Source organism: Stenotrophomonas sp. 107298_Sma (assembly GCF_056480345.1).
Genome location: NZ_CM151094.1, coordinates 677489 through 694148, shown reverse-complemented (window position 1 = coordinate 694148; position 16660 = coordinate 677489). Strand labels below are relative to the sequence as shown.

Sequence of the window (16660 nt, the reverse complement as noted above, 5' to 3'; positions counted from 1 at the left end):
AGCAGGACTGGGGTCAGAGCCGTTTCCCGATGGGAAACAGATCCGCCCCCAACCCCGGCCCGCCCCAGCCTGTGACGGCCGTCGCTCGCAATCTGTAAAAATTTCATTAACATGCGCACCGGACGACATGAGGTCGCCACGGGCCGCCCGCTGGGCAGACCCGCCAATGGACTGAAATTCACAGGAATTCCCATGCGCAAGATCCTGATCGTGGCCGCTCTGCTGGCCGCCGCTCCGTTCTCGGCCTCCGCCGACGCCCTGAGCTACACCTACGTCGAAGGCGGCTGGACGCAGGTCAAGGTTGACGACAACGCACTGGACGACCCGAAGGTCGACGGTGGCTACCTGCGTGGCTCGGTCGCCGTGGCCGAGCAGGTCTACGTGTTCGGTGGCTGGTCGCGCACCAGCAAGACCTACCACTACAGCGATGGCTCGCTGAAGGTTGAACTGAATCAGCCGGAGCTGGGCATCGGCTACCACATGCCGTGGACCGACCGCGTCGACTTCACCGCCGACATCGCCTGGGTGCGTCAGAACGCTGAACTGACCGATCGTTACGACGGCTACAGCGACCGCTACAAGGACCACACCAACCTGGCCCGCGCCACCATGGGCATCCGCGGCAAGCCGTCGCGCATGACCGAAGCCTGGGCCAAGGCCGGCTACATGGACGGCGGCAACAACTACAAGGGCACCTGGGTCGGCACTCTCGGTGGCCAGATCAACTTCACCAAGACCTGGGGTCTGGTGGGTGAGATCTCCGGCTACCGCGACGTTACCCAGTACTCCGCCGGCGTCCGCGCCAGCTTCTGATCCAACGATCGCTCCTCGTCGTGCGATCGAACGGGCCCCGCAAGGGGCCCGTTTTTTTGTCCGCTGCGCACCGTCACCTAGCTGCTTCTCGCCATCGAAAGCGTGGGCAGATGCGCTAGTCTTGCGCGCCTCTGGAACAGGAAAACACCGTCATGAAGACCCCCACCCGTACCCTTCTGGCCAGCGTGCTGCTGTGCGCCCCGCTGGTCGCCACGGCCGCCCCGGCCACGCTGTCGCCCGAACAGGCGTTCGACCTGTATGCACGCACCCTGCTGGAGGACGACGCTGCCGCCACGCGTGCGCTCAACGACGCACTGAAGCCGGCGTTCGAGGGCCAGGATGCAGTGACACCGTCCCCGGGTGCGCTGGCCAAGGCGTTGGCCGAACCCTGGCAGACGGTGCTCGCAAGCGCCGGCGCCAAGGCCGACGCCGCCGCCACCGAAGCGCTGTATGCCAAGGCCCTGCGCGATTCGAAGTGCCGCGCGACCAAGAGCGTGATCGAGGACAACGAATACGTGGACGACCAGAAGCTGGCGCGGATCACCTTCAGCTGCCAGGTGCCCGACCTGGGCAAGGTCCGCCCGCTGTTCGCCGCCAGCCTGGCCGCCGATGCCACCCCGGCCTCGCGCAAGCAGTTCACCGACGCCTACACACAGGCACTGCAGAGTGGCGCGCGCGTGCTGGTCAGCGGCACCTTCACCCTGTACCCGGCCAAGGACAACGGCTACTGGTACAGCGGCAACTTCGATGACCTGGTGGGCACCGTCGCCGGTGCGCTGGCCCCGTTCGAGGACTGGATGCAGGACGCGCAGGCGGCCAACGCGCCGAAGGTAACCGGCGTACCTGGCTGCGACCTGTTGCTGCAGCAGCACCGCGCCTGCGTGGCGAAGATCGCGCCGGACCAGATCAGCGGCGTGGATGCGATGGCCGAGGAACTGAAGGCCAAGGCGCAGGTGAAGTCGGCCGATGAGATGACGCAGGAGTGCAAGGCGCTGCGTCCGATGGCCGAGATGATGTGGACCGATGCGTGCGCGTGAGTTCGCTGCGCTGAAGCGACTGGGGCTGGCTGCATTGCTGGCCCCGGTTGCGGCACAGGCGGCGCCGCCTGTGCCGACGTCCGGACACGTGTTCGAGCTGTACGCACAGGTGATCGTGCACGGCGATACCGCGGCCCAGGCCGAGCTGGGCCGCTATCTGGGTACAGCCAAGGGCCCGGCGATCGCGGCGGCGCTGGCGAGCGTAAGCCATCTCGAGCAAGCGCCTGAAATGGCCGATTGGCCGCAGGCCGCCGCGGCCCTGCGCAGGCGCCAGACATCGGTGCGTTGCAGTGTCGGCAGCGTGCATCATCCGCAGGCAGACGTCGCCGATGTTGACTACCGTTGCCACCTGCCGGACCTGACGGGCCTGCTGCCCGTCTATCGGCAGCACCCGGTGCCATTCAACGGACCACATCCACCGCAGATGTCGAGCGAACTGGCGACGGTGTATACGCAGATGATCGCATCGGCACCAGACCGCGAAAGGATCATCACCGTGTCATTCGAGCGCGATCATGGCAGCGGTGCTTGGCGCGTACAGAACCCGGCCCCGCTGATGGGCGGGCTGGCCGATGCGTTCCTGCCCTTCTTCGAGTGGAACGAGCACCCGCCCGGCGAGGATCGTTGAGCCCCTTTTCATGCCCGCAGCAGCAGGCGCAGGTCGTCGCCCACCTGGCGCTGGTCGACCACGCGCAGTCGGCGCTGCTGGTCCATCGCGCCGATGCCGAGGTCGGCCAGCAGTGGGCGGCCGCTGTCGCCCAGCAGTGTGGGTGCTTGGTAAAGCAGCAGTTCGTCCACCCAGCCACCACGCACCAGCGCGCCGGCCAGGGTTGCACCGGCTTCGGTATGCACCTCGTTGATACCGCGTTCGGCCAGCAGAGCCAGCACCGCGCCCAGATCAAGTCGGCCGTGGCGCATGGCTACGCTGGCGAAGGCCGCGTCGGCTGCGTCAGGCGGGCTGACCATCGCATCGTGCAGGTACAGCGTCGGACCTCCACCTTCGCGCACACGGCTGCATTCCAGCGAGCGCAGGCGTGAATCGAGGACCACGCGCAGTGGCGGCAACACTTCGGTGTCGGCCAGGCGCACGGTCAGCATCGGGTCGTCGGCGATCACGGTGTCGGCGCCGGTGAGGATCGCGCCCGCGCGCGCGCGCCAGTGCTGCACGTCCTCGCGAGCGGCGGGGCCGGTGATCCACTTCGAGCTGCCGTCGGCCATCGCGGTACGGCCATCGAGGCTGGCGGCCAGTTTCACCCGCAGCCACGGACGGCCGCGCTCCACGCGGGACAGGAAGCCCTTGTTGAGTTCGCGCGCCTGCGCCGCCATCAAGCCCTCGGCAACGTCGATGCCGGCGTTGCGCAGCAGGTCAAAGCCCCCGCCATCGACCTTCGGGAATGGATCGCGCATCGCCGCGACCACGCGCGACACACCAGCTTCGATCAGCGCCAACGCGCACGGCGGCGTGCGGCCGTAATGCGCGCACGGTTCCAGGGTGACGTAGGCAGTAGCTCCACGTGCTTCGCTGCCGGCTTCGCGCAATGCGAACACTTCGGCATGCGGGCCGCCAGCACGCTGGTGCCAGCCCTGCCCGACCACACGTTCGCCGTGGGCAATGACGCAGCCCACCATCGGGTTGGGGCGGGTGGTGTAGGCGGCACGCTCGGCCAGACGCAGTGCGTTGGCCATGTGCAGGTGGTCGAGGACGGAGAACAGGGTGGTCATGCGGCCATGGTAACGCCGCCGGTGTTGATCCACGCCATGCGTGGATGAAGCGTACGGCGCCAACCAAGGTTGGCATCTACCGGGGCGGCCAGCCCTTCTTCTTCTTGGTCAGGGCAATCACATCGCCCAGCAGCTGCAGCTGTTCGGTACTGGAAGGCAGGTCGCGTTCAAGCTTCTCGATCTCCTCGCGGAAATCGGCCACGTCCTCGAAGCTGCGATAGACCGAAGCGAAACGCACATAACCGACATGGTCAAGCTTGCGCAGTTCGTTCATCACGAACTCGCCCACTTTGATCGACGGCACTTCGCGTTCGCCGCTGATGCGCAGCTGATGGACCACGGCGCGTACCGCCGCTTCGATCTTGTCTTCGGCCACGGCACGCTTCTGCAGCGCGCGGTCGAAGCCTGCACGCACCTTGCGCTGGTCGAACGCCTCGCGGGTGCCATCGCTCTTGACGATGGCGGGCAGCTTCAGTTCGACCGTTTCCATGGTGCTGAAGCGCTCGCCGCAAGCTTCGCATTCACGCCGACGACGGATCGTCGCGCCGTCTTCGGAGACGCGCGAGTCGATGACCCGGGTATCGGCATGTTGGCAGAAGGGGCAGTGCATTGAACGCCTGGCTCAGGGAGTACCTATTGCCACGGTCATGGCAGCGTCGCAAAGGTACCTGAGAAGGGCCGCAGCAGCAAATGCTGGCTGCGCGGAAGCACCTGCATTTCAGCCAATCCAATCGTCCAGCGAGGTCTGGACTACCCACTCAACCGGGTGCGGGCGGCACCGAGGCGGCGCGAGCCCAGCGCAACCACACCAGGTGCCCCGCCATCACCAGCAGCGGTGGGCCAAAGCCGAGGAAAGCCAATGTCGAGATTTCCCCTTGCTTGAAGGTGAAGTACAGCGTGGCGGCGACCACACCCAACGCGGCCAAGGCCCCCAGCGCCAGCCCCACCCAGGCCACAACCGGCGATTGGCGCAGGCCTGCAAGACCGCGCCATAGGAACAGGCCGCTCAGCCACAGCCAGGACAGCAGGCCGATGATCCCGGCCGACGACCACAGCAGCAACAGCGTGTGCTCGTCGCCCGTCAGATACTTGCCATCCCATACGACCATCAGCCCGAGCACCGCAGCCGTGCCTCCGGCGGCTACGGTGGGCAGGCCTACCAGCAGGCCGGCGATCGCCATCCAGCGTTTGTGCAGACGCTCATCCATGCGTTCGATTTCCTTCCGTGGGCCGCGTCATGCGCGGCGTTTGATCCACACCAGCATCGCTGCCGGCACCAGCATCGATGGACCCAGCAGCAACAAGCTGATGCCTTCGGCGTGCACGGTGACGCCCCACCACAGCGCCAGCCCCAGTGGGGGCAAGGCGGCGAGACCGCCCGCCAGCAGCATCCACCACCAGAGGCGGTGCACGTGCAGCCCGGCACGCCCCTGCATCAGAAAACCCGCGCTGAGCCACAACCAGGCCAGGCAGCCGGCAATGCCGGCCAGGCCCCACAGCGGCATCACCGTCACCGAGGCCAGCGTGCCATGGCCGAACTGGCCCAGCCCCATCAGCAGCAGCATCGTCGCCGCCGCGCCGCCCATCGCCAGGCTGGGCAGGCCAAACAGCACCGCCAGGGCGGTGTAGAGGTACTTGAGGTGGCGCTCATCCATGCGCGGGATTCCTGATGACGGGGTCAGAGCCCTTCCCTGCGGGAAGGGATCCGACCCCCTGCTTCGATCAGCCGTAGACCGGATACTTGCGGCACTGCGCGCTGACGGCGTCGCGCACGCGGGCGATGACGGCGTCATCGCTCGGCGCGTCGAGCACGTCGGCGATCCAGTTGGCCAGGTCCACGCAGTCCTGCTCGACGTAGCCGCGGGTGGTCACCGCCGGGGTGCCCAGGCGCAGGCCCGAAGTGACGAACGGCGAACGCGGGTCGTTCGGCACCGAGTTCTTATTGACAGTGATGTGGGCCTTGCCCAGCGCGGCTTCCGCATCCTTGCCGGACACGTCCTTGCCGATCATGTCGACCAGCATCAGGTGGTTCTGGGTGCCACCGGAGACGATCTTGTAGCCGCGCGCGATGAGCGTGTTGGCCATCGCCTGGGCGTTCTTCACCACCTGCTGCTGGTAGGCCTTGAAGCCCGGTTCCAGCGCTTCCTTGAAGGCCACGGCCTTGCCGGCGATGACGTGCATCAGCGGACCGCCCTGGATACCCGGGAACACGATCGACTGCAGCTTCTTGACCAGGTCTTCGTCGGCGCCCTTGGCGACGATGATGCCGCCACGCGGGCCGCGCAGGGTCTTGTGGGTGGTCGAGGTGACCACATGGGCGTGTTCCAGCGGGCTCGGGTAGACGCCTGCGGCGACCAGGCCTGCAACGTGGGCCATGTCGACGAACAGGTAGGCACCGACCTTGTCGGCGATGGCACGGAAGCGCGCCCAGTCGATCACCTGCGAGTAGGCCGAGAAGCCGGCCACGACCATCTTCGGCTTGTGCTCCAGGGCCAGGCGCTCGACTTCGTCGTAATCGATCAGGCCCTGGTCGTTCACGCCGTACTGCACGGCGTTGAACAGCTTGCCCGAGGCGTTCACCTTGGCACCGTGGGTGAGGTGGCCGCCGTGGGCCAGGCTCATGCCGAGGATGGTGTCACCCGGCTGCAGCAGGGCGAAGTACACGGCCTGGTTGGCCTGCGAACCACTGTGGGGCTGCACGTTGGCGTAGTCGGCATTGAACAGCTGCTTCAGGCGGTCGATCGCCAGCTGCTCGGCGATGTCCACGTATTCGCAACCACCGTAGTAGCGCTTGCCCGGGTAGCCTTCGGCGTACTTGTTGGTCAGCTGGCTGCCCTGGGCTTCCATCACCGCCGGGCTGGTGTAGTTCTCGCTGGCGATCAGCTCGACGTGGTCTTCCTGGCGCTGGGTCTCAGCGGCGATGGCCTTGGCCAGTTCGGGATCGTAGGATTCGATGCGGACGTCACGCGGGAACATCGGGTACTCCAGCAGGCAGGGAAAGGGGTACGACTCAGCCCTTGATTGTAGCCCCGCACCGGCCTGCTGGGGCCGAAAAGGACGGGGCCGGCATCCCCGAAGGAATCCGGCCCCGTATGGTTTCGTCAGTGGGGTCAGAGGCCTTTCCGGTGGAAAGGGATCCGACCCCTGCCGCGATCTTCAGCGGTTGCTGAGCACGTACTGGGCGATCACGCCGGTTGCGATGGCCACCAGCAACATGTTGCCGCGGTCATCGCGGATCCATTGGTGCCCGTACGGCGGGCGGCGCAGGTGATAGCGCGGATAGTCGTTCACCACGTAGATCGGGCCGCGGTAATAGTCGCGGTAGCGGTGGCCGACCTTCCAGCCATAGCCCGGGCCATAGGCTGGGCGATAGACCACGCGCGGCGGCGCTGGGCGGTAGTAACGGTCATGGTCGCGGTGCCATTCACGGCGGTCCTGGCGATAGTCGCGCCGGGCCTCGCGGCGATCACGTTCCCACTCACGGCGATCCTGGCGCCATTCGCGGCGATCCTCGCGCCACTCGCGGCGGTCATGGTCGCGGCGGTGATCGTTGTCGGCGAAGGCCGGGGCCACCGCGCCGAGCGCCAGCACAGAGGCCACGGCTCCGGCCATTACTCGATTGATGCGCATGTCAGACCTCTGCTTGGGTGGGTGGTGAGCCCATATTGCGCACCCGATCTGAACCGTTTCCAGCTGGAAACGCTTCCTGCCGCGGGACTGTGACGGAGTATTCAGGCCGCAGCCAGCCCGGCAGCCCTTCCCGGGCGCGGCGCGGAACCGGTTCCGGCTATAATTGGCGGTATTCCTTTTCAGTCTGTGCCCGCTGCCGCAACGGGAAGCTCCCCGTGACGGATCGGGCGCAGGGCCGCGCCTACGGAGACCTCATGTCCTCGCAATACATCTACACCATGAACCGCGTGTCCAAGGTGGTCCCGCCCAAGCGGCAGATCATCAAGGACATCTCGCTGTCGTTCTTCCCGGGTGCGAAGATCGGCCTGCTGGGCCTGAACGGCGCCGGCAAGTCCACCGTGCTGAAGATCATGGCCGGCGTGGACACCGATTTCGAGGGCGAAGCCCGCCCGCAGGCTGGCATCAAGGTCGGCTACCTGGCGCAGGAACCGGAGCTGGACCCGACCAAGACCGTGCGTGAAGCGGTCGAGGAAGGCGTGGGCGAAGTGCTGCAGGCGCAGGCTGCGCTGGAAGCGGTGTACGCGGCCTATGCCGAAGAAGGCGCCGACTTCGACGCCCTGGCCAAGGAACAGGAGCGCCTGGAGGCGATCCTCGCCGCGGGCGATGCGCACACCCTGGAAAACCAGCTGGACGTGGCCGCCGATGCGCTGCGCCTGCCGCCGTGGGATGCCATCGTCGGCAAGCTGTCCGGTGGTGAGAAGCGCCGTGTGGCGCTGTGCCGCCTGCTGCTGCAGAAGCCGGACATGCTGCTGCTGGACGAACCGACCAACCACCTCGACGCCGAGTCGGTGGAATGGCTGGAACAGTTCCTGGCGCGCTACACCGGCACCGTCGTGGCCGTTACCCATGATCGCTACTTCCTGGACAACGCCGCCGAGTGGATCCTGGAACTGGACCGCGGCCGCGGCATTCCGTGGAAGGGCAACTACACCGACTGGCTGACCCAGAAGGATGAGCGCCTGAAGCAGGAAGACAATCAGGAAAAGGCCCGCCAGAAGGCGATCCAGAAGGAGCTGGAGTGGTCGCGCCAGAACGCCAAGGGCGGCCGTACCAAGGGCAAGGCCCGTCTGGCCCGCCTTGAAGAGCTGCAGTCGGTCGATTACCAGAAGCGCAACGAGACCAATGAAATCTTCATCCCGCCGGGCGAGCGCCTGGGCCAGGCGGTGATGGAGTTCAAGAACGTCTCGAAGAAGTTCGGCGACCGCCTGCTGTTCGACAACCTGAGCTTCCTGGTGCCGGCCGGCGCTATCGTCGGCATCATCGGCCCCAACGGTGCCGGTAAGTCGACCCTGTTCAAGATGATCACCGGCCAGGAAAAGCCGGACACCGGCGAGATCGTGGTCGGCCCGACCGTGAAGCTGTCCTACGTGGACCAGAGCCGCGACGCGCTGGAAGGCAACCACAACGTCTTCCAGGAAATCGCTGGCGGCCTGGACATCCTCAACATCAACGGCATCGAGATCCAGTCGCGCGCCTACATCGGCCGCTTCAACTTCAAGGGCCAGGACCAGCAGAAGATGGTCGGTTCGCTGTCCGGTGGTGAGCGTGGCCGCCTGCACATGGCCAAGACCCTGCTGCAGGGTGGCAACGTGCTGCTGCTCGACGAACCGTCCAACGACCTGGATATCGAAACCCTGCGTGCGCTGGAAGATGCGCTGCTGGAATTCCCGGGCAACACCTTCGTCATTTCGCATGACCGCTGGTTCCTGGATCGCATCGCGACCCACATCCTGGCGTTCGAAGGCGACTCGCACGTGGAGTTCTTCCAGGGCAACTACCGCGAGTACGAAGAAGACAAGCGCCGCCGCATGGGCGACGACGCCGCGCCGAAGCGCCTGCGCTTCAAGGCGCTGAAGTAAGGCAACCGGAAAGGCCGCGCTCGCGCGGCCTTTCTCATTTCGGTAGGTCACCACCGTTGGTGGTGACTGGAGGCGTACCGACCAACGGTCGGTACCCACGTTCTGCATTCGGGTAGGTCACGACCGTTGGTCGTGACACCTTATTGTCGCGAGATTCCCCATGTCACTGCTCGAACGCCTGTTCCAGCTGCAGCAACACGGCACCACCGTGCGCACCGAGCTGCTGGCCGGTGTCACCACCTTCCTGACGATGTCCTACATCGTCTTCGTCAATCCCGAGATCCTCGGCACCACCGGCATGGACGCCGGCGCGGTGTTCGTCGCCACCTGCCTGGCCGCCGCGCTGGGTTCGGCGGTGATGGCACTGGCCGCCAATTTCCCGGTGGGCATGGCACCGGGCATGGGCCTGAACGCGTTCTTCGCCTTCACCGTGGTCGGTGCCGCCGGCCTGCCGTGGCAGCAGGCACTGGGGGCGGTGTTCATCTCCGGCCTGGTGTTCCTGGTGCTGTCGCTGACCGGTGTACGCGCGTGGTTGGTGTCGGGCATTCCTTCGTCGCTGCGCTCGGCGATCGTGGCCGGCATCGGCCTGTTCCTGGCGATCATCGCGCTGCAGAAATCCGGCGTGATCGTCGGCAATGAAGACACGCTGGTGGCGCTGGGCCCGTTGAACACGGCACCGCCGCTGCTGGCGCTGGCCGGCTTCCTGCTGATCGCGGTGCTGGAAGCGCGCCGCATCCGCGGTGCGATCCTGATCGGCATCCTGGCGGTGACCGGCGCTGGCTGGGCACTGGGCGACGTGCAGTACCAGGGCCTGGTCTCGCTGCCGCCGAGCCTGGCACCCACCTTCCTGCAGCTGGACCTGCCGGGCCTGCTGCACCATGACGGCGGCGCGCCGATCGCTGTGCTGCTGCAGGTGGTGCTGGTGTTCGTGCTGGTGGAAGTGTTCGATGCCACCGGCACGCTGTACGGCGTGGTCGGCCGCGCCGGCCTGCTGAAGCTGCCGGGCGCGCAGAAGCGTTTCGGCCGCGCTCTGCTGGCCGACAGCACCGCGATCGTGGCCGGTTCGATGCTCGGCACCAGCAGCACCACCGCCTTCGCTGAAAGCGCCTCGGGCGTGCAGGTCGGTGGCCGTACCGGCCTGACCGCGCTGGTGGTGTCGGCGCTGTTCCTGGCCGCGCTGCTGTTCTCGCCGCTGGCGGCGATGGTGCCCAGCTACGCCACCGCGCCAGCACTGCTGTTCGTGGCCGGCCTGATGCTGCGCGAACTGGTGGAAGTGGACTGGAGCGACCTGACCGAATCGGTGCCGGCCGCGCTGTGTGCGCTGGCGATGCCATTCACCTACTCGATTGCCAATGGCCTGGCGTTCGGCTTCATCGCCTATGCCGCACTGAAGGCCGGTACCGGGCGCTGGCGCGAAGTGCATCCGGCGGTGTGGCTGGTGGCGCTGCTGTTCACCCTGCGCTACGCGCTGGAGTAAGCGTTGGGCGGTGCCGGCCAGCGGCCGGCACTACCGGCGGTGGTTCACCTGCCGCGCACGATGCTTTGGGATGATGCGGGCATGCCGCCGCCAGTCCTTCCTGCTGATCCGTCCTCGCCGTTGCGCCGCCGGCTGCTGCGTACGGCAGTGCTGGCACCGCTGGCCGCTGCGCTGACCACCCTGCCCGGCTGCTCGCTGCCGGTGCAGATCGATGGCACCTTCCTGCAGCCGTGGCGCAGCCACCTGCAGTGGGGCCTGGCCGACTGGCAGCGTTCCCTGAAGCTTGCACGTACGCTGGGCTGCCGGCAGCTGGTGCTGCAGTGGACCGGCATCGTCGGTGGCAGCGACGGCGACTGGTCATTGCCCGACGGCAGCCTGCAGCAGCTGTTCACCGCTGCCAGCGAGAACGACATCCGCATCCGCGTCGGCCTGCCCTTCCAGCAACGCTGGTGGCAGGCCATCGGCGCAGACGACGCAACGCTGCAGGCCTTCCTGGCCGAGAGCCTGGCGCACGCACGCAGCTGGTTGGCACAGGCGCCCTGGGCACAGCAGCCGGCCTTCGGGGGCTGGTACCTGCCCTACGAACTGGAGCAGTACCACTGGGCCGATCCGGCCCGCCAGCAATGGCTGGCGCAGTGGCTGCACGGGCTGGTGCAGGCCGCCAGCGCACGCGGCGGCGACTGTGCGATCTCCTGTTACTTCAGCCGCCTGCAGACCGACGGCAACCTGGTCACGTTGTGGCAGGCCGTGCTGGCCCAAGCGGCGGTGCGGCCCATGGTGCAGGACGGCGTGGGGGTGGCCGGTGCCGGCAACGTGCAGCAGCTGCAACCGCTGCTCGATCATTTCCATGCACACAGCATCGGTTTCGATGCGATCGTTGAGTTGTTCCGCGAACTGCCCGGCGGCCCTGCCGACGGCAGCGCGTTCAAGGGCGAAACCGCCGACGCCGCGCGCATCCAGCGCCAGCTCGCGTGGGCACGCGACGGCGGCGCGCAACACGTGCTGGTCTATGCGCTGGAGCCGTGGCTGACCCAGGATACGCCGCAGGCCGCAGCGTTGCGGCGACGCTGGGGCCTGCCTCAGTAGTAGAGGATGGCGGTGGCGAACAGACCCTTGGCGCGTTGCGTATCACCGCCGCCGATGGCGATGCGGTACTGCACGGTCAGATCCAGGTAGGAACGTGGAGCGTTGTAGTGGTCCTCGCGGAACCAGTAGCGCACGCCTACGCCCGGGCCCGCGCCAAGTGACCAGCTGCGCTGCGTGTCGTTGAGCGCGAACGACTGCGCCGGGAACGGCGAGTAGCGGATGTCGCGCACACGCGAGCGCTGATCCAGCCAGTCCGCTCCCACCACCACGTACGGCGTGACCACCCAGTGGGTCTGCCCTGCACCGAAGCGGAAGCTTCGCCCGGCGCGCAGTTCACCGGCAGCGAACCACTGTTCGCGATGCAGGCGGCCATTGGCCTCGCCAAGGCGCCGCACCGGCGTGCCGTTGGCATCAAGCGCGTCGAGGGTGAAGGTGGCACCGTTGTCGTCCCAGGTGTATCCCCCCTGCGCGTAGCCACTGACCATCCACCACTGATTCACATCGGTGCGTAGATCGGTGCCGTGGTAGTAGCCGTAGGTGAGGTAGGACATCCATCCACCGGAGCCACTGGCCAACCGGTATCGCGCCAGCGTACTGGCTTCCAGTGGTGGGTTCAGCGCCAGCTGCAGGCGGCATTGCACGGCCGCCGATGCGGGGTAGACCTCGCCCTGGCGGGTGGCACTGCCGAGGAACTGGCGGCGCTCGATGCCGGCACTCAGGCCAGTCTGGCCGAACGCATAGCGCATGCCGAAGGACGCGATGGTGGACGGCCAGCCGGTGGTCGAACGCGAATGACTGAGGCGCTCGGCGCGTGCGCGTGCATCCGGTGTCGATTCACCCGTGCAGGGATCCACCGCACGGATGGATTCGTAGGTGCCGCCTTCGTCATACAGCGTGTTGAGCAGCCGCGCGTAGAGCTCCAGCGTGCCGTGCCGGTCGTTGAAGGCCGGGGGCCGCCAGAACGCCTCCAGCGTACTGAACACCGAATCGCCCGGTGTGCTGATCGCCGCACCGCCGACATTGGTTGCGGCTTGGCGTGCGCCTCGGAAACCGGCCGAGGCAATCACGCCCCACTCGCGCGAATAGTTGGCGATGGCATTGCGCACGTTGTAGCGCTGAAGCTCATCCAGTGTCAGCTCGCCGGCATCGGCGCGATCAATGGCACTGCGCAGCAGGGTCACCGCCTGTGGATGGTCGCCGTTGGCGGCACTGGCGTAGGCCTGGTCGAGCACCACGGTCTTTGGCGCCTTGCCGGTGGCCTCTGCGGCGCGGAAGTCTGCCAGCGCCTGTGCCGGGTCACCCGCCTTCTGGTTGAGATAGCCACGCTGCATCAGCGAACCCGCGTCATCAGAATGCTGTGCCAGCGCTGCACCGAGGCGCTGCCGTGCTTCGTCCTGCTGGCCGCGGTTGCCCGCTGCCAGGGTAGTGGTCAGCAAGCCCTGCAGGTTCTCGTCCTCCGGCGCGAGTTGCACGGCCTGCCGCGCCTCAACGATGGCGTCAGCGTAGTCCCGGCGTGCGTAAGCCGCGTAGGCACGCTGCGCGGCACCGCCATCACCCTGCAGGTCGGCCGGCATCAGCTCGCACGCGTTGCCGGTGTCACTCACCTGGCAGTGCTGGAACGGAGCCGGGTAGCTCTGCGCACTCATTCGGGGAGGCTCGCCGCTGGTGCGGATCGCCTTGGCGCGTTGCTCGATGCCCTGCTGCAGCAGCTGCCGTGTCCGTGCATCGCCTTCACCTGCGGGACCTGCTGCCTGCAGCGGTGCCAGCAGTGCAGCCGCACGCTCCCGATCGCCTGCAGCCAGCGCCGCATCCACCGCCAGCAGGCGCACGTTGCGCTGCTGCTGGGCTGATTGCCCGGGCGTGGCGAGTGCGGTGTCGAAGTCCTCATTGGCGAGCACCGAATTGCCCTGGCGCTGGCGCAGATAGCCCCGCATCACCTGCGCATTGAGGTCCTTGGCGTCGGTCTGCAGTGCCAGGTCCGCGCTACGTTCAGCCTCGGACAGCTGCTCACCCTGCAGCTGCGCGGTGATCAACAGCAGCCGGTAGGAAGCCATATCCGGCGCCAGTTCCACTGCCGCGCGCGCCTGTGCAATGGCGGCGGCATCGTTACGTGCGGACAGTGATCGGTAGGCCTGCTGAGCCTGCAGCAGTGCGCGCTGGCGGTCCAGCGCCGCACGCCTTTCGCGCAGCTCCTCGATGTTGGGGGCGCCCAGCCGCAGCGCGGTGCTGATCGCGGCGTCGGCCTGCTCGGGTTGCTGCTGGGCCTCCAGTGCAGCTACCCACAACAGCGCCCACGCCCCCTGCCCCGGCTGCTGGCGGAACGCCTGTTCGGCCTTGCTGGCCGCCACGCCCATCTGCTTGGCGTCATAGGCCGCGTAGGCCTCGGTGGCCAGCGAGTAGGCCCGCTGCTTGGCGCGGTCTGCGGCGCTGCCGACCGGACGCGATGGGGATGCGGTGCGCACGCCCTTGCCGTCCGTGGACGCGCTACGTGCAGCGGTAGCCGCCGCCAGCGCAGGCAAGGCAGGATCCTTCAACCCCACGTCCAGCGCACGGCGCGCTTGCTGCTGCGCTTCTGCGCCACGACCGAGCTTCTGCAGCGCATAGATCTGCAGCAGGCGCAGCCGCACCACGTCCGGGCGCAGCCGGATCGCTTCACTGGACTGCCGGTAGGCCGTGGGGTAATCGCCACGTTCATAGGCGGCAAAGGCCTGCTCGGCGATGCGGTAGGCCGCACCGGACAATGGCAGCGGCGCATCGGCCTGTGCCAGCACCGGCGTGGTGGCCGTGGCCAATGCCACGGCAATGACGGTGGAGAGCAGCGTGGTCTTCATGCCGGCAAGGCTCCGGGAGGCGGCGACTGCAGCGTGGCCGCGCGCCGGCGTTGTTCCTGCATGGCCTGGGCCACGGCCTCTTCGCTGGTGATGCCCTGCTTCACCAGGTAGTCGCCGATGCGGCCGTCGCGCTGCGGCTTGTACGCGTCCAGTGCAATCTCAAAGCGCGCGTGGTCGATCAGGCGCATCTCCACCAGCAGGTCGCCCAGCAGCGGCACGTTGTCCAGGTGCCATTGCCGGTCGCCGCCGATCAGGCGCAGGCCAGCGTTGATTTCGCTTTCGCGGGCAATGCTCTGTTCGACGTGATCACTGCGGGTTTCCTGCTTCAGCAGTGCCAACGCTTCTTCGGGTAATGGGCTGGCTACTGCCAGCCGCAGTGTTCCCTCCTGGCGTGGAGGCAGCGGCAGCATGCGCCACTGCACGCAGGCATCGGCACTGACCGGGAACTGACAGGCCCGCAGGTAGTCCACATCGATCACCGCGCGCTGCAGGTCACCCTGGAAGGCGATCGCCTCGGCCAGCGTCTCATCATCCAACCAACCCTGGGTAAGCAGGATGCGGCCGAGCGGCTGCTGCCGACCGGCATGCTGCTGGTCCAGCGCCAGCTGCAGGCGTTCGGGTTCAACGGCCTGCCAGGTGCCCAGCAGTTCACCCAGCTGCTTGCGGGTCTGCACCAGCTGCGCCGCATCGGGAAAATCGTGCATGGTCTTGTCCCAGACCATGCGCTTGCCGAACAGCAGGTAGGCCAGGAACACCTTCCAGGCACGGGCGGTGGCCATGAAATTGATCATGTTGCCGACCACCATGCGCGGGATCGACATCAGCGCATGCTCCCAGCCATACAGCCGGTTGACGAAGTAGAAACGCTGCACGACGCGGGTCACCAATGCAGCCGTGGTCAGCAGCGCCACGTTCATCTGCCAGGTACCGGCCTGGAACACACTGGGAAACTGCATCGTCCATACCCCGGCCATCTTCAGCAGCCAGAACAGCAGCAGCTGCAGGAAGATGACGTAGGCGATGATGCTGACGAACGAAGTGATGATGCCCTTGCGGTCGCGCGCCAGCAGGTACTTGGTGGCCAGCGAGCCGCGCCAGCCCAGCGACTCCCAGCTCTGCAGGCCGATGCCCAGCACCCAACGTGCCTTCTGCCGGTAGGAAGCGCGGAAGTTGTCGGGGAAGTATTCGCGCACGCACAGGGCCATCTGCTGGGTGCGTTCGCGCACCGGACCCCAGCCGAACCACGAGGGACGGCGCACGCGGAACTGCACCGGGAAGCGCGCGAAGATCGACTGCATGCCCATCGCCGCCAGTCGTGCACCGACGTCGTAGTCCTCGGTGAGGCTGTCGGTGTTGAAGGGCTGGTTGTCGGTCTGCGCACTCAATGCCAGCAGCGCGCGCCGCGAGAAGCAAGTACCGACGCCCGCGGAGGGCACCATGCCGGACACGCTCTCGCGCACCACCAGATCCTTGGCGTGCCATTCGGCGAATTCGTCCATGTAGACGCCCGCCACCAGCTCATACCATTCGCGATCCAGCGAGGTCACCGGCAGCTGGATCATGTCCTTGCGCGGCAGCAGGTAGTTGTAGAAGCGTAGTTCCATCGGGTGCAGCACGTCTTCGCTGTCGTGCAGGATCACGCCGGCGAACTCGATGTCGTGGCGCTTCTCGTAATCGAAGATGGCCAGGATCAGCCAGTTCAGGCAGTCGGCCTTGCTGGTCGGCCCGTCATGCGGCACTTCCACGCGTCGCAGGCGCTTGTAGCGGCGGCGCATGCGCTCGACTTCATCGATGGTCTGCTGGTCGTTGGGATAGGTGCCGACGAACACCACGTACTCGCGGTAGTCGAGTACGTTGATCATGTTCTCCACCATCTGCGCGATGACGTCGTACTCCATCCACGCCGGCACCATGATCGCCAGCGGCTGTTGCGGCCGCTGCAGCAGGTCTTCCTGGGTCAGCGGTTTATACGCTTCGCGACGCTTGATGGTGAGCGCGCGCCAGCTCTCGCGCACCCAGTACCAGACATCGATGAACAGGTCATCGAGGCTGGAGATCAGGATCAGCACGGCCACCGCCGCCGCCGTGGTTTCCAGGGCGGCGTAGTAGTTTGCCAGCTGGATGTTCCAGAACAGACCGTCCACG

Annotated in this window: 14 protein-coding genes; 6 read left to right on the top strand and 8 right to left on the bottom strand. The window is 66.7% G+C overall.

Features of this window, described 5'->3' with window-relative positions; translation table 11 throughout:
• Positions 1-192 precede the first annotated feature (192 nt).
• From ACZK2G_RS03145 to ACZK2G_RS03135, 3 genes are all read left to right on the top strand, one after another.
• Positions 193-813 carry a hypothetical protein gene (locus tag ACZK2G_RS03145; RefSeq protein ID WP_046982679.1) on the top strand — a complete coding sequence of 207 codons (621 nt, stop codon included), beginning with the start codon at positions 193-195 and terminating at the stop codon, positions 811-813.
• 152 nt (positions 814-965) lie between these two features.
• On the top strand, positions 966-1850 hold the full coding sequence (locus ACZK2G_RS03140; RefSeq protein ID WP_478474672.1) for a hypothetical protein: 885 nt from the start codon (positions 966-968) through the stop codon (positions 1848-1850).
• 88 nt (positions 1851-1938) lie between these two features.
• Positions 1939-2478: a hypothetical protein gene (locus ACZK2G_RS03135; protein ID WP_478474670.1), complete on the top strand. Its 540-nt coding sequence runs from the start codon at positions 1939-1941 to the stop codon at positions 2476-2478.
• Positions 2479-2486: 8 nt separating this feature from the next.
• On the opposite strand, the gene ribD is transcribed toward ACZK2G_RS03135, so the two are convergent.
• From ribD to ACZK2G_RS03105, 6 genes are all read right to left on the bottom strand, one after another.
• The gene (gene ribD, locus ACZK2G_RS03130) at positions 2487-3572 is read right to left on the bottom strand and encodes a bifunctional diaminohydroxyphosphoribosylaminopyrimidine deaminase/5-amino-6-(5-phosphoribosylamino)uracil reductase RibD (protein WP_136639792.1); all 1086 of its coding nucleotides are present in this window, start codon (positions 3570-3572) and stop codon (positions 2487-2489) included.
• Between the two features lie 76 nt (positions 3573-3648).
• Positions 3649-4182 (bottom strand): transcriptional regulator NrdR, encoded by a 534-nt coding sequence (gene nrdR / locus ACZK2G_RS03125; RefSeq protein WP_478474669.1) that lies wholly within the window; start codon positions 4180-4182, stop codon positions 3649-3651.
• Between the two features lie 148 nt (positions 4183-4330).
• Positions 4331-4780, bottom strand: coding sequence for a hypothetical protein (locus ACZK2G_RS03120; protein WP_428710477.1), 450 nt, complete (start codon positions 4778-4780; stop codon positions 4331-4333).
• A 27-nt stretch (positions 4781-4807) separates the two neighbouring features.
• On the bottom strand, positions 4808-5227 hold the full coding sequence (locus tag ACZK2G_RS03115) for a hypothetical protein (RefSeq protein WP_046982671.1): 420 nt from the start codon (positions 5225-5227) through the stop codon (positions 4808-4810).
• Positions 5228-5294: 67 nt separating this feature from the next.
• Positions 5295-6548 carry a serine hydroxymethyltransferase gene (gene glyA, locus ACZK2G_RS03110; protein WP_046982670.1) on the bottom strand — a complete coding sequence of 418 codons (1254 nt, stop codon included), beginning with the start codon at positions 6546-6548 and terminating at the stop codon, positions 5295-5297.
• Between the two features lie 180 nt (positions 6549-6728).
• Complete coding sequence (locus tag ACZK2G_RS03105) at positions 6729-7202, bottom strand: RcnB family protein (RefSeq protein WP_136639790.1); 474 nt, start codon at positions 7200-7202, stop codon at positions 6729-6731.
• Positions 7203-7456: 254 nt separating this feature from the next.
• On the opposite strand from ACZK2G_RS03105, the gene ettA reads away from it, so the two are divergent.
• From ettA to ACZK2G_RS03090, 3 genes are all read left to right on the top strand, one after another.
• The gene (gene ettA, locus ACZK2G_RS03100) at positions 7457-9121 is read left to right on the top strand and encodes an energy-dependent translational throttle protein EttA (RefSeq protein WP_046982668.1); all 1665 of its coding nucleotides are present in this window, start codon (positions 7457-7459) and stop codon (positions 9119-9121) included.
• A 160-nt stretch (positions 9122-9281) separates the two neighbouring features.
• Positions 9282-10598, top strand: coding sequence for an NCS2 family permease (locus ACZK2G_RS03095; protein WP_478474667.1), 1317 nt, complete (start codon positions 9282-9284; stop codon positions 10596-10598).
• An 81-nt stretch (positions 10599-10679) separates the two neighbouring features.
• Positions 10680-11684 carry a DUF4434 domain-containing protein gene (locus tag ACZK2G_RS03090; protein ID WP_478474665.1) on the top strand — a complete coding sequence of 335 codons (1005 nt, stop codon included), beginning with the start codon at positions 10680-10682 and terminating at the stop codon, positions 11682-11684.
• Here the strand turns inward: ACZK2G_RS03090 and ACZK2G_RS03085 are convergent.
• Entirely contained in the window at positions 11678-14515 is a 2838-nt protein-coding gene (locus ACZK2G_RS03085; RefSeq protein ID WP_478474663.1) for an NfrA family protein, read from the bottom strand. The genes ACZK2G_RS03090 and ACZK2G_RS03085 overlap by 7 nt on opposite strands.
• Positions 14512-16659, bottom strand: a complete 2148-nt coding sequence (locus ACZK2G_RS03080) for a glycosyl transferase family protein (protein WP_478474662.1) — start codon at positions 16657-16659, stop codon at positions 14512-14514. The genes ACZK2G_RS03085 and ACZK2G_RS03080 overlap by 4 nt, the downstream gene beginning before the upstream one ends.
• Position 16660: the final 1 nt, after the last annotated feature.

Coding starts and splice junctions, on each gene's coding strand:
- ACZK2G_RS03145 (WP_046982679.1), top strand. CDS start 193: ATGCGCAAGATCCTGATCGTGGCCGCTCTGCTGGCCGCCGCTCCGTTC.
- ACZK2G_RS03140 (WP_478474672.1), top strand. CDS start 966: ATGAAGACCCCCACCCGTACCCTTCTGGCCAGCGTGCTGCTGTGCGCC.
- ribD (WP_136639792.1), bottom strand. CDS start 3,572: ATGACCACCCTGTTCTCCGTCCTCGACCACCTGCACATGGCCAACGCA.
- nrdR (WP_478474669.1), bottom strand. CDS start 4,182: ATGCACTGCCCCTTCTGCCAACATGCCGATACCCGGGTCATCGACTCG.
- ACZK2G_RS03120 (WP_428710477.1), bottom strand. CDS start 4,780: ATGGATGAGCGTCTGCACAAACGCTGGATGGCGATCGCCGGCCTGCTG.
- ACZK2G_RS03115 (WP_046982671.1), bottom strand. CDS start 5,227: ATGGATGAGCGCCACCTCAAGTACCTCTACACCGCCCTGGCGGTGCTG.
- glyA (WP_046982670.1), bottom strand. CDS start 6,548: ATGTTCCCGCGTGACGTCCGCATCGAATCCTACGATCCCGAACTGGCC.
- ACZK2G_RS03105 (WP_136639790.1), bottom strand. CDS start 7,202: ATGCGCATCAATCGAGTAATGGCCGGAGCCGTGGCCTCTGTGCTGGCG.
- ettA (WP_046982668.1), top strand. CDS start 7,457: ATGTCCTCGCAATACATCTACACCATGAACCGCGTGTCCAAGGTGGTC.
- ACZK2G_RS03095 (WP_478474667.1), top strand. CDS start 9,282: ATGTCACTGCTCGAACGCCTGTTCCAGCTGCAGCAACACGGCACCACC.
- ACZK2G_RS03090 (WP_478474665.1), top strand. CDS start 10,680: ATGCCGCCGCCAGTCCTTCCTGCTGATCCGTCCTCGCCGTTGCGCCGC.
- ACZK2G_RS03085 (WP_478474663.1), bottom strand. CDS start 14,515: ATGAAGACCACGCTGCTCTCCACCGTCATTGCCGTGGCATTGGCCACG.